This window comes from Planococcus donghaensis (assembly GCF_001687665.2).
In the GTDB taxonomy this organism is placed as follows: domain Bacteria; phylum Bacillota; class Bacilli; order Bacillales_A; family Planococcaceae; genus Planococcus; species Planococcus donghaensis.
Genome location: NZ_CP016543.2, coordinates 2816416 through 2829808 on the forward strand (window position 1 = coordinate 2816416; position 13393 = coordinate 2829808).

Consider the following 13393-nt stretch of genomic DNA (forward strand, 5'->3'; position numbering starts at 1 on the left):
CTCACCTGCCTTTTTTAAAAAATAACACCAGAACGAAGAACGATATTAGCGTATGGTGTCGCTTCCCCTGTACGGATGATTAATTTCGCTTGTTTGCTCCAGTCTTTTAATTGTTCATGTGTAATGAATTCCGCTTTTTTTCTGTTCATAACTTCTTGTTCTACATGAGGATTATGACTTGTTATTTCCTGGGCAATATACGCCGCTTCTGCCTCAAAGTCAGCAAGAACTGCGTCTAATATGGTTAAAAAAGCAGGTTCACCCACTTGATAAGACAAGTCAACACAAGGGATGTCTTTTGGAATTGGCAAACCACAATCTGCAATAACAAGTAAATCGGTGTGACCAAACTGCGCTAGAGCTGCTGCAATGTCACGATTGATCATGCCATGCTTTTTCATATGCGATCACCTGCCATTCTCTCTAAAACCGCTGTACGCTCGGGCATACCGCCTTGTGCACCAAACTTCTCAACAGACAATGAAGCAGCCGCATTCGCAAAACGCACAGCCCATTCAAATTCTTTCTCCTCTACTAAAGCTGTTGCTAATGCTCCGTTAAATGTATCTCCTGCCCCAGTTGTATCTACTACGTTTGCTGGAAATCCCTCAACCAGTACGTGCTTTTCTCCGTCATAAAATTGCGCACCTTTTTGACCAAGCGTTACGACCAGTCGATTTGAAAATTCTTCTAAAGCTTTTTCCCAATTCTCGCCAAATATTTCTTCTGCTTCCGTCTCGTTAGGTGTTAAATATGTACAAAATGGCAACATCTCTGTAGTGAATCCACTTGCAGGAGCCGGATTTAAAATGCTTGGCACTCCATTTTGATGACAAATTTCCAACGTTCGTTGAACTACAGAAATCGGCATTTCCAATTGCATAATGACTAACTCACTTTTAACTAGTTGATCAGCTAACGCGTCAATTTCTTCTGTCGTCACGCTATGGTTTGCGCCTGGCACTACAATAATCCGGTTGTCACCTTCCGATAAAAGAATGTTGGCAATTCCACTTGTACCATCTGTACGCTTGACCTGATCGATTAATACGCCTTCATTTTTTAAGCCTGCTAAAAGTTCGGTTCCAAAAGCGTCTTGTCCAACTGCTCCAATCATTTGAACAGCACTTCCTAATCTCGCTGCTGCAACTGCTTGGTTAGCTCCTTTACCGCCTGGCACTGTTGTATATAGCGTACCTAAAGTGGTTTCACCTTGTTTTGGAAAGTTATCGGTTTTAACGACTAAATCCATATTAATGCTGCCAACTACTGTAATCATTCACCCACGCTCCTTGTTGTTCCACGAATGATTAACTTTACGGGAACTTCATAAAAGTTTTGTTCGACCATTTCATTTTCAATGCGCTTGATTAAAACACGCGTTGCAATTGCACCCATTTTATACACATCCTGTGCAACAGTAGTTAATCCAGGCGATAACATCTCACCCATTGCTACACCGTCAAAGCCAATAATCTGCAATTCGTTTGGGACGTGTCTCCCAACTAAACTTGCTGCTTTTAATGCACCAGCTGCCGAAACGTCACTACTTGCAAAAATACCATCGATTTGTGGATTTTCTTTTAATACTTGCTCCACAATTTTTTGTGAATCGGTGAAATGGAATGGACAAGTTACCACTAAGTATTTCGCATTTGACTGTTGAATGGCTTCCATAAATCCTTCCCAACGATCATTCGCGGGATTCAATTCTGCTGGCCCTCTTAAGAAAAGAATGTTTTGGCAACCTCGGTCTAATAACGCATTCGTTCCCATAATAGCCCCTTCTTTATTGTTAGAAGAAACAGTTGGGATTTTCTCGTTAATCGCTCGGTCAAGTGCCACAATCGGCACATTAGCATTGGCGTAATGTGGAGCATCCAATTGGTTGGACGTGACGATAAAGCCGGCAATGTATTTTTTCTTTAATGTTTCGATATAATTTTTCTCTTTTTCTGGATTTTCATCGGAGTTACATAACACAACCGTGTATCCATATGTTAAAGCAACATCTTCGACGGCTCGTGCAAGTTCCGGAAAAAAAGGATTGGTGATGTCTGGTAAGATCAAGCCAATTAAATTAGATTTTTTCGTATTTAACGAACGTGCAATCGGATTTAGCTCGTATTTTAGTTCTTCTACTGCAGCAGTTACTGCTTTTGCCGCTTCTGCACTAACATATCCGCTGTCATTTAAAAATCTAGAAACTGTAGCTACTGAAACTCCTGCTTTTTTTGCTACATCTTTAATAGTGGTCATGTAAAACGTCTCCGTTTCTGTCTCGGTATGTAACCGGTTACACATAATATATAATGCAACTTTCTTTTTGTCAATGTGAACATTTTCCAATCATACAAAAAAGGTTTCCGCTAATTTGCGGAAACCTTTTTCTTAAGCATTCATATTTTTCAAGCGTAGCTCTCTAATTTTCTCTGTCTCTGCTATATACACGGCACATGCAGCATCACCAGAAATATTGACCGCTGTTCGAGTCATATCCAATAGACGATCGATTCCGATAACAAGACCAATGCCAGCTGCCGGAAGACCTACACTACTTAATACCATCGCTAGCATGATTAATCCAACACCCGGAACACCTGCAGTCCCAATACTCGCTAAGACTGCTGTTAAAACGACGGTCATCAAATCCATCGTCGACAATTCTATGCCATACGCTTGGGCGATGAACATTGTAGCTACTCCCTGCATAATTGCGGTACCGTCCATATTGATGGTTGCCCCAAGAGGTTGCACAAATGAACTCACCGACTTCGGCACATTCAATTCATCCTGGGCTACTTCCATTGAAATTGGCAATGTAGCCGTACTGCTCGATGTACTGAAACCTACACTCATTGCAGGCGCAAACTTCTTGAAAAACCACACTGGGCTCTTTCCTGCTAAAAACTTGATCGTGCCTCCATATGTAAAAACCGCATGGATTAACAGTGCCGCTACAATTACTAGCATATACGAGCCCATTGCTTTCATGGCTGAAAATCCTTGTGACCCCACAGCTGTAGCAATCAAACCAAACGTTCCGTAAGGAGCAAATTTCATGACAATTCCTACTAAATACATCATGACGTCATTGCCTTGTTCGATAAATGCAACAAGTCCCTTTGTTTTTTCTCCAAGAGCCGTTAATGCTAATCCCACAAAAACTGCAAATACAATAATTTGTAGCATATTACCTTCTACTAAAGAGGCAATTGGATTTGTTGGAATCATGTTCAATAACGTGTCCCCTACAGATGGCGCTTCTGTTGTTTCAAACTCTGCTGATGACAAATCAAAATCACCTGCAAGTCCAGGTTGAATGACAGCTGCTAATGATAACCCAATTGTTATTGCAATTGTGGTTGTCACTAGAAAATACGTTACTGTTTTAATACCAATTCTTCCTAACTTAGCAGGGTCTCCAAGACCCGCAGTTCCAAGAATGATAGAAAACAAAACAAGTGGCACAACTAGCATTTTTATTAAGCCTAAAAATATTTGGCCGAGCGGCACAAATAAATATGTATTTATTACTTCAAATGATCCTGATGCGAATAGGTTTATTAACAAACCCACGACAGCGCCAAGAACGAGTCCCGTTAGTACTTTTGCAGTTAATCCAGGTTTTTTCATTCATTTCCCTCTTTCATTTCTAGACGTAAAACTATTTTATAGGAAAGCAGACCTTTTTTACAACTTTTAATCCATTGTCAGAATCCATCTATTTTAAAAAAATAATATCATTTTAACATACAAAAAACCTGTGTAAATGAGGGTACATTTACACAGGTTTCTATTTAACAACAGGCCGTTTGCATCTTGCTATTTCCCATTAAACTATAGCTCACGACTTTAAATCCTTTTTGATGTAACAGTCGAGTTGCCAAGTTTTTTTCAACTTGATTTTCTGCGATTAAGTGAATCGGTTTTTGCGGTATTTCCTTATAACCTCTTGTGAAATAGGAAATTGGTAGATTAAAGGCATCAGAAACTACCTCATTGTTAGAGACATTATAAGCTCGAACATCGAGTAACGCATACGAATTACCATCAATTTCATTAAGCTGTGCCTGTTTTACGCCAGAGACTGGGATATGTCTTTTATAAACGCTGTAGACTGCCATAGAAACTGGCAGTCCAATTAGCATTGTGCTTGCTATCATTTCATTTCTCCTTTTATACCATAAGCAAAGCTTATCGCATTACGTAATACATACTTGGCTACTTATTTAGTCGCCTTGATTAAACCGATAATACTTCTTGCCATTTTGCATAACCGCCTGAAAGGTTGACCAAATCGTCAAATCCATTTGCTTTAAGAAGACTAGTTGCAATCGCTGAACGTGCTCCAGACTGACATTGAACAATGATTGTTTTATCTGTTGGCACTTCATCTAATCGTTTTTTTAGTGTACCGATCATAATATGATTGGCTTGGTCGATATGCCCTTCATCATATTCAGATTGATTTCGAACATCAAGCACATTGGCTTTGCCATCTTTAATCATTTTCTTCGCTTCTTCAGGAGACACACTCTTATACGATTCTAATTCTCCTGCTTCTTCAATTAGCTTCGAAGCATCTCCGTAGCCAATTTCCCCGTCAATGCCGACAGAGCGTAACACTTCTACTACTTTGTCTAAAGATTCTGGATCGAGTAGCAAGTATAGTGGTTTTTTGTAATCGACAATCCATCCAGCCCAGTTGGCAAATGATTTATTGAATGGAATGTTAATTGTGCCAGGGATATACCCATTAGCAAATGAAGCAGAAGCACGTGTATCAATAACTTGCTCTCCATCTGCAATTAGTTTCTTCAACTCATCTGCAGATTGGATCGCTTGTGGTTTTGGTAAATTCTTCACTAACTCTACACCTGTTTTATTCACTGATTTCATCACAGCGAAATAAGACGGTGGTTCAGGTTGACCATCCAATAATTCTTTTTGGAATGCTTCAAGTTCATCGTATTGCAATGCCCAGTTAAACATTTTCTCATAACCTACAGTAGTAGATGGTACTGCGCCAAGCGCTTTACCACATGCACTTCCTGCACCATGAGCTGGCCATACTTGAAGATAATCTGGTAGTTTTTTAAAGCGTTCAAGTGATTCGAACATATCTTTAGCACCTGCTTTAGAAGTTCCTTCGGCACCTGCAGCTTTTTCAAGTAAATCAGGTCGACCAACGTCTCCTACAAAAACAAAATCTCCAGTGAAAATACCCATTGCTTTATCTGCCGAACCACCGCGGTCCGTTAATAAGAATGAAATACTTTCTGGTGTGTGTCCTGGTGTGTGCATCACTTCAAAAATCAGATTCCCGATTTTAAACTGATCGCCGTCTTTTACTAATTGGTGATTTAAATGATCGATATTTTGATATTTCCAATCTGCATCACCTTCGTCAGATAGATATAATTTTGCGCCAAAACGATTTTCAAGTTCGCGTGAACCTGAAACAAAGTCAGCGTGAATATGCGTTTCAAGAGCTCCGACAATATTCAAGTTTTCTTTTGCTGCAAGTTCTTCGTAAGCAGTGATATCACGCATTGGGTCTACAACTATAGCTTCTCCCGATGCTTGGCAACCTACTACATATGAAGCGTGCGCTAAATTTTCATCATAGAAATATCTTAATAACATATCATCAATTCCCTTCAATAATTTAATTACCCTTAATATACCACCGGGGGTATACAATGTAAAATGTTCTGCTTATAGTAAAACTTTAATAACTTATTTGAAATGATAAACGAACTTCTTCTTCTTCTTGTTTAGACAAAAAAGAGAGAGACTAAACGTTTTGGCGTAACGTTTAGTCTCTCAGATCAATTGCATTAACTTCTTCACTTCATTTTAAAAAACTGGGCAATTCACTAGCTTTCATCGGAAACTCCGCTTGTCTTTTATCAACAAATGACTGAATACCTTCAGTAGCATCTGCATTTTGTCCAGCCCAATGGAGAAATTTAGATTCCACTAGATGCGACGCTAATGGATGGTCTTGCCCCATCATCTTCCAAAGTAATTGGCGTGTGAAACTATTTGAAGTTGCGGCAGTGTTCTCTACAATGTCCTGAGCAATTTCATAGGCTTTTGCAAGTGGATCTTCCGATTCGTATTGCATCAATCCTGCTTCTACAGCTTCAGTAGTTGGTATGTAGCGGCCAGTCAATGTCCAGTCAAGGGCTTTACCGATCCCTACAATTTTCGGCAAAAACCACCCCGATGCAGCTTCTGGTCCGATACCCCGTCGACCAAACACAAAACCGATTTTTGTATCTTTTTTAACAATCCGAATATCCATCGGCAATGTCATTGTCATGCCGATCCCAACAGCCGGTCCGTTAATCGCTGCAATGATTGGCTTATTGACTTCATATACTTGAAGACTGACTTGACCACCAAGGTCTCGGTAGTCTTCTGAAGATTGCTCTGATAAAAAAGTAGAACCTCCTTCAGACAAGTCCATTCCAGCGCAAAAAGCTCGTCCACTTCCGGTTACGATAATAACACGCACGTCATCATCTTCATTGACGTTTTTATAAAAGTGCAAAAGCTCTTCGCTCATTTTTTCCGTATAGGCGTTCATATGATCTGGACGATTTAACGTCAAAGTCATAACCCCATCTTGAAGTTCTGTTTTAATCGTTTCGTACAAGCATAGCCACTCCTTCCTCATATTCAGCTAGCAGTTGGTCGACTATTTCTTTCGTATTCTGCCGTTTTGTAATAGTTGTCACACCTTGACCTGCCGACCAAATGTCTCGCCAAGCTTTTGCATTAACCAAATGAGACAAATCAACTTCTTCTTTCGGTTTTAACGTTTTCGGATCGATCCCTTGTTTCACTAAACTTGGGATTAATATATTTGCCGGTACTCCACTAAATGAATTGGTATAAAGAATGTCTTCAACTGAAGAATCGATGACCATTTGTTTGTATTCTTCGGGTGTATTACTTTCTTCCGCCGCTAAAAAACGTGTGCCCATATAGGCATAATCTGCTCCCATTAACTTAGCTGCAGCAACGTCTGCTCCAGTTGACAATGACCCGGCTAAAATAATGGTACCACTGTAAAACTCTTTAACTGCTGCGATGAAAGCAAATGGGTTAATCGTACCTCCGTGGCCACCTGCTCCAGAACAAACAAGAATTAGTCCATCTACTCCTGCGGATGCTGCTTTTTTTGCATGCTTTACATTAGCCACATCCGAATAAACTAATCCTCCATAAGCATGAACAACTTCAATCATATCTTCTGGGGAACCAAGTGACGTAATAACAATTGGCGGCTCATATTGACGGATCAATTCAAAATCCTCTTCATAGCGCTTATTCGAACCGCGGTGAGAAATAAAGTTTACTGCCCAAGGCTTTTCGCCAAGCGCTTTTTTTATGTCTTTTAACCAAGAAGCGCAAGTTTCTACCGGCCGAGCATTAAGTAGAGGAAAGCTTCCAATAACACCTGCATTTGATGCTTCGACCACCATGTTAGGAGTTGATACTAAAAACATTGGTGCCACAATAACCGGTAGCTTAAGCACTTTCAATCACCACCGCAATTCCTTGTCCTCCCCCAATACATAAACTCGCTACTCCATATTTTCCGCCACGATGTTTCAACTCATAAGCTAGTGACAATAATATACGTGCACCACTTGCTCCAACTGGATGTCCTAATGCAATTGCACCGCCGTTGACATTAACTTTTTCTCGGTCTAACCCAAGTTCTTTTTCCACTGCCAAATATTGTGCCGCGAATGCTTCATTCACTTCAAATAAATCAATATCGTCAACAGTCAACTCAGCACGTTCTAACGCTTGTTTAATCGCCGGCACTGGTCCAATGCCCATAATCGTCGGATCTACTCCTACTACTCCCCAAGAGACAATACGCGCCATTGGTTTTAAGCCGTGCTTGTCTACAGCAGCTTCGCTCGCTATAACGAGTGAAGCTGCTCCGTCGTTAATACCTGAAGCGTTCCCAGCCGTCACCGTACCTTCTTTTTTGAACGAAGGACGAAGTTTTGCCAAAGCTTCTTCATTTGCGTCTGGTTTAATATGTTCATCTTTGTCTACTATTAAAACACCTTTACGCGTTTTCACCTCGACCGCTACAATCTCTTCTGCAAATCTACCAGATTCGACTGCTTGTGCTGCTCGCTGATTAGACTGCACAGAGAAAGCATCTTGTTCTTCACGCGAGATATTGTATTGCTCTGCTAGCTTTTCTGCTGTCATACCCATACCGCTTCCGGTATATTGATCCGTCAATGTGGCAGTTAACATATCTTCAAATTGTATATTACCCATTTTCGATTTACTAAAGCGTTGATCAAAACTAGCATATGGAGACATCGACATGTTCTCTGCCCCTCCTGCCAACACCAAATCCGCCTCTTCTAATAATATGTGCTGCGCGGCTGTCACGACCGCTTGAGCACCCGATCCACATAAACGATTTAACGTGAGCGCTGGAACTTCTTTTGGCACACCCGCTTTTAACCCAATATGCCGGGCAACATAAGCGCCATTCACGCTAGATTGAATAACATTCCCATAAAAAATATGATTAATATCTTCTGCTTTGACATTTGACCGCTTTAACGCCTCAACTGCCGTGGCCGCTCCAAGTTCAGTCGCATCCGTATTGACGAATGCTCCTCCAAATCCGCCAAAAGCGGTTCTTGCTCCATCTATTAAGTAAATATTATTCATACTGTTATTTCCCCTTTCTTTTCTTTCTTTTCTTTCTTCATCTTATTTTCTATCATAACTTTAGAAAATGAGCATAGCAGCTCCAATAACTAAGCCTCCATAAATTAATGCAATCATTGTATATCCCATGATGTCCCGAATCTTTAGACCTGCAATTGCTAACAGTGGAATCGCCCAGAAAGGCTGAATCATGTTAGTCCAGCTATCGCCCCATGCCACAGCCATAACAACTTTTGCTGGATCAACCCCCATTTCGAGTGCAGCTGGAATGACTAGCGGAGCTTGGACAGCCCATTGTCCACCGCCTGACGGGATAAAGATATTCAGAATTCCCGCCGATAAAAATGTAAATAATGGTAACGTTGTTTCTGTCGAAATATTAATAAAGAAATTGGAGATCAATACCGCTAATCCGGAAGCACTTAGCATTCCCATAATTCCCGCATAAAATGGATATTGCAGCACGAATTGCCCGACACTGCTAACGGATTTCACCAAGCCTTGAGTCAGCTCACGCACATTTGAGAACATTAATAAAGCGGCTGTAAGGAATAGTAAGTTTACAGTGTTTAAATCCAATGAAAATCCATTAGTAATAAAGTGGTTGACTAAATAGCTCATTCCAAGAAAACCACCAATGAGAGGAATAAGACGTGTTTTCTCAATTTTATCATTTGGATAATTTGTTTCTTTTGACGAATCTTCTTCCACTTTAGGGTCCTCTAAACGTGACTGTTCAACTATATAGCGATCTTTTGGATTTTTCGGGTGGATTAAACGCATAACGAACGGAAGCGTTAGAAATAAAACCACCACAATAGCAATATTAACTGCGGACAACAACGTTTCTGAAATAGAGATCAATCCAATTTCACCTTCAAATACGTGCCCAGCTGTTGCAACAAATAATGCTGGAGAAGAAGATAAACCACCTTCCCAGATTAGAAAACCAGAGTAACCAGCAGCCACAAGTACACGATAATCGACATCACGAACTTTCTTAGCAACCAATTTGGCGATAATTCCGGCAACTACTAACCCAAATGCCCAACTAATTAGAGACGCTACCAATGCAGTAAACGTAACCATTAAAATGGCAGAGTTTGGAGACTTTGGAATAGATGCAATTCTCTCAAGAGCTCTCGATACGGTCTTCGTCAATGCTAAAGCGTAACTTAAAACAAAAGTAGTGATAATTTGAGCTGTAAATGTTAGTAGGCCCCACAATCCATCGCCCCAATAAGTCATCATGTCAAAAGGGCTTGCTTCTGTAAAAATTACTCCTGCGATAAAAGCGATAGCTGTTAAAATAATAGCAAATACAAACGCATCAGGTAGCCAACGTTCTGCAACTCTTGAAAATAACCCTGCCAGCTTAGCGAGCGGATTATTCTTACTCGCTTCCAATACTCTTTCTCTTTCCATTTCTTCTATACTTTTCACTTTACTCATCGCGTTTCCCCCTTAAATCCATTTTTTCATCTGTTGTTTCTGTATTTTCCCCACTGAAGTTCGTGGGAAATCTTCAGTGAAATGAAATTCTTGCGGCACTTTAAATTTCGCTAAACGCTCGCGGCACCACTCTAGTAATTCGTCTGGTATAAGTTCTCGATTTTCCTTTAAAATCACAAAAGCATGAATGGCTTCTTCGTACACTGGGTCCGGAACAGAAATAACAGCACTTTCAAATACAGCGTTATGTTCGTTGATAACCGCTTCTACTTCTCCGGCTGCTATGTTTTCTCCTGAACGTTTCATCATATCTTTTTTTCGATCTACAAAATAAAAAAGTCCACTAGTTTCATCAATTTTCGCCATATCTCCTGTATAAAGCCAGTTATCACGAATTGTCTCTTCTGTTGCTGATGGATTTTTATAATATTCTTTCATAATCGTTATACCCGGCTCCCCATAAACCGTTATTTCACCTTCTTCACCTGTCGCAACTTCACGTCCTTCTTCATCTCTTAAAACAACCGAATATCCGCAAGCTTCTTTGCCAATGCTGACATGGTCTTGAAGATTTTCTATTGGATTCATCAATGGTATAGCGATGGTCTCGGTCATGCCATAGAGTTGCCGAAGCTGAACTTGATACTTAGTAAGAAAATCTTCATACTGCTGATTTGTCAGTGACTGCGCATATATGACAAGTCTTAAAGGGTTCATAACATCTTCAGAATCATATTTTTTTTTCAAAATCATTTTAATAGGAGCTGAAAAAAGTGAACCTACTGTTGCTTTCAACCGTTTCGCCTGCTTAATATAATTTGTAGCACTGAAATTTTCAGTGATCGCAATACTGGCTCCTGCATAAAGTGCAGGCATTGCCATATAGTATTGACCATTACCGTGGAACATTGGCAAAACAATTAATACGCGATCTTCTTGTTGGTAGCCAAGTGTTTGTGCCATCTGTTTCCCCGTGTGTAAGTAATTCTGGTGCGTCAGTACGACGCCTTTCGGCTTTGAAGTCGTTCCTGAAGTATAAAGAATTGCTGCTTCGTCTTGTGTTGCTAAATCCGGAAAATCGATTAATGGAGCAACCTTCTCCATTTCACCTTCTAGCCAAGTTCCCTCTTGCCCAGTTTCTAGCCGTGAAAATAGCAATGGAAGCTGAAAACTTAAAAATTTGTCTTCGTACGCCTTTTCAGTAATAATCAACTTACTTTCAGAATGACTTACTAAATACTTTATCTCTTCTTTAGGTGACAGAATATTTGTTGGGACCATTACAGCACCAATAGATAAAATAGCAAACCAGGATTTCATGAAAGCGCTACCATTAGGTAGATGCAATAGCACTTTATCACCTTTTTTAATACCTCTCTTGTTCAATATTTGTGCTAGTTTCCCAACCTGCTCGTGAAACTCCTGATAAGTCAGTTTTTCCACATCGCCATCTTTGTCTTCAACCACTAAAAGCTCTTTATTGGCATATTCTTTACATCTTGCTGTCAACAATTTAGAAACAGCTTCATACTCCATTTAATCACCCAATCTTTCTATCCTATTTCTTAGTTCGCAGTCCATCCTCCATCCACATAAAGAATTTGACCGGTTACATAAGTAGAGGCATCAGAAGCAAAAAATAATGCGGGCCCAATCATTTCGTCTGCTTGTCCCATTCTTTTCATCAAAGTTCGATTGATAATTTTCTCCAACCGCTCTTCATCTTGCAGAAAATGTTCAGTCATAGGTGTAATTATGTAAGCAGGTGCCAAAGCGTTTACGGTTATCCCATGCTCTGCTAATTCAGCTGCCCAAACTTTTGTTAACTGATCGATAGCTCCTTTACTAGCTGCATAGCTCGTCTGCAACGGATTTCCTATTTTCCCAAGAATCGATGAAATATTAATAATACGACCACTTTTTTGGCTAATCATTCTTTTGGCAGCCTGCTGTCCCACAAGAAAAGCACCTTTTAAATTAGTATCGACAACTTTATCCCAATCTTCTTCTTCTACTTCAATCAATGATTTCCGGATATTCATACCCGCGTTATTAATCAAAATATCAATTTGTTGAAACTCATCATCTATATAATCGAATAGCTCCTCCACGTCTTTTTTTGTTGTGACATCAGAAGCTCTCCAGGAAACTCGATATCCTTGCTTCTTCATTTCATCGGTAGCTTCTATCAAAGCCGATTCGTTTCTTCCGGTAATAAGTACTTCTGCTCCTGCATGTGCTAGACCAGCAGCAATCGTGAAACCAATGCCTTTACTTCCTCCAGTAACTACCGCTTTTTTACCAGTCAAATCGAATGTTGGATATACATAATTTTGCAAGATAACTACTCAACCCCTCTAATAAGAATGAATATTCCGTTAACTTAAATTACTTTTGACTATCTTTCAAAACAAAAGCACCTTTTAATTTCGAGTTTCCTTGATTATCTTCGATCCAAACTTCCCCTTCATTTTCAGTAAGCATCGTTCCAGTTATCTTCAACACCGTCTCCGTATGAGTGACGGCCTGAAAACGAACGCTTAATGACTTAAGTTGTTGATTTGGAAACCATTCTTCTATAGCTGCAGCTGCCCAGCCCATGACGAACATGCCATGGACAATTATTCCAGAAAGCCCTTGGCTTTGTGCAACTGCCGGAACAGTGTGGATTTCGTTGAAATCGCCCGAAGCCCCTGAATATTTCACAAGATCAATTGGTGCAATGGGGTTTTTGATGATTGTCGGGAGTTCAATCATGAATTCACCTCCAGCATTTCAATGATTGTAGCCCGACCGATTGCTACGGTCTCATTCCATTGATTTTTATAAACCGTTTCCAAGAGAAAAAAGTTTTTCCCTTTTTTGCAAAATTGATCTTTAAGTCTCACTTGCGCCGAAATGGTATCTCCGACCACCATTACTTTATAGTATTCATAGGTTTGCTCACCGTGAAGAACATTATTCGGATTCAGTTTCAGAAAATCTGAAAATAGTTGATAAAAGCTCCGATCATTCCAAAAATCAATGACAGTGGTAAAAGTCGGAGGTGCAGGAATCCCGCGATAGCCAGCTGACTTAGCTATCTCTTCGTCAAGGTATACTGGATTATTTAGTTGTAAGGCTTTTGCAAATTCCTTTATTTTTCCTGACTCGATTAAAAACGGTGCATAATTAAAAATGATTGGTTGTCCACTCATCATTCCACCTTCTTCTC

14 protein-coding genes are annotated in these 13393 nt (G+C 40.1%); all 14 read right to left on the reverse strand.

All coding sequences use genetic code 11. The annotated features are described in order from the left end of the window. Positions 1-14 precede the first annotated feature (14 nt). Positions 15-401, reverse strand: coding sequence for a D-ribose pyranase (gene rbsD / locus BCM40_RS13850; protein WP_065525377.1), 387 nt, complete (start codon positions 399-401; stop codon positions 15-17). Further along, positions 398-1279 carry a ribokinase gene (gene rbsK / locus BCM40_RS13855; RefSeq protein WP_065525376.1) on the reverse strand — a complete coding sequence of 294 codons (882 nt, stop codon included), beginning with the start codon at positions 1277-1279 and terminating at the stop codon, positions 398-400. The genes rbsD and rbsK overlap by 4 nt, the downstream gene beginning before the upstream one ends. Then, positions 1276-2259 carry a LacI family DNA-binding transcriptional regulator gene (locus BCM40_RS13860; RefSeq protein ID WP_065525375.1) on the reverse strand — a complete coding sequence of 328 codons (984 nt, stop codon included), beginning with the start codon at positions 2257-2259 and terminating at the stop codon, positions 1276-1278. Before BCM40_RS13860 ends, rbsK begins: the two co-directional genes overlap by 4 nt. A gap of 132 nt (positions 2260-2391) precedes the next feature. After that, on the reverse strand, positions 2392-3636 hold the full coding sequence (locus tag BCM40_RS13865) for a dicarboxylate/amino acid:cation symporter (RefSeq protein ID WP_065525374.1): 1245 nt from the start codon (positions 3634-3636) through the stop codon (positions 2392-2394). A 164-nt stretch (positions 3637-3800) separates the two neighbouring features. Next, on the reverse strand, positions 3801-4166 hold the full coding sequence (locus BCM40_RS13870) for a rhodanese-like domain-containing protein (protein ID WP_065525373.1): 366 nt from the start codon (positions 4164-4166) through the stop codon (positions 3801-3803). Between the two features lie 79 nt (positions 4167-4245). Further along, positions 4246-5649, reverse strand: a complete 1404-nt coding sequence (locus BCM40_RS13875; protein ID WP_065525372.1) for an MBL fold metallo-hydrolase — start codon at positions 5647-5649, stop codon at positions 4246-4248. Positions 5650-5857: 208 nt separating this feature from the next. Further along, on the reverse strand, positions 5858-6667 hold the full coding sequence (locus tag BCM40_RS13880; RefSeq protein WP_083394530.1) for an enoyl-CoA hydratase-related protein: 810 nt from the start codon (positions 6665-6667) through the stop codon (positions 5858-5860). Beyond that, positions 6651-7553, reverse strand: a complete 903-nt coding sequence (locus BCM40_RS13885; RefSeq protein ID WP_065527661.1) for an NAD(P)H-dependent flavin oxidoreductase — start codon at positions 7551-7553, stop codon at positions 6651-6653. Before BCM40_RS13885 ends, BCM40_RS13880 begins: the two co-directional genes overlap by 17 nt. Next, complete coding sequence (locus BCM40_RS13890; RefSeq protein WP_065525370.1) at positions 7546-8727, reverse strand: acetyl-CoA C-acetyltransferase; 1182 nt, start codon at positions 8725-8727, stop codon at positions 7546-7548. The genes BCM40_RS13885 and BCM40_RS13890 overlap by 8 nt, the downstream gene beginning before the upstream one ends. A 60-nt stretch (positions 8728-8787) precedes the next feature. Then, positions 8788-10179 (reverse strand): short-chain fatty acid transporter, encoded by a 1392-nt coding sequence (locus BCM40_RS13895; protein ID WP_238323730.1) that lies wholly within the window; start codon positions 10177-10179, stop codon positions 8788-8790. Positions 10180-10191: 12 nt separating this feature from the next. Continuing rightward, positions 10192-11715 (reverse strand): class I adenylate-forming enzyme family protein, encoded by a 1524-nt coding sequence (locus tag BCM40_RS13900; RefSeq protein ID WP_083394531.1) that lies wholly within the window; start codon positions 11713-11715, stop codon positions 10192-10194. Between the two features lie 29 nt (positions 11716-11744). Beyond that, positions 11745-12518 carry an SDR family NAD(P)-dependent oxidoreductase gene (locus tag BCM40_RS13905; protein ID WP_065525369.1) on the reverse strand — a complete coding sequence of 258 codons (774 nt, stop codon included), beginning with the start codon at positions 12516-12518 and terminating at the stop codon, positions 11745-11747. A gap of 49 nt (positions 12519-12567) precedes the next feature. After that, positions 12568-12936, reverse strand: a complete 369-nt coding sequence (locus tag BCM40_RS13910; RefSeq protein ID WP_065525368.1) for a MaoC/PaaZ C-terminal domain-containing protein — start codon at positions 12934-12936, stop codon at positions 12568-12570. Then, entirely contained in the window at positions 12933-13376 is a 444-nt protein-coding gene (locus tag BCM40_RS13915) for an FAS1-like dehydratase domain-containing protein (protein ID WP_238323731.1), read from the reverse strand. Before BCM40_RS13915 ends, BCM40_RS13910 begins: the two co-directional genes overlap by 4 nt. Positions 13377-13393 lie beyond the last annotated feature (17 nt).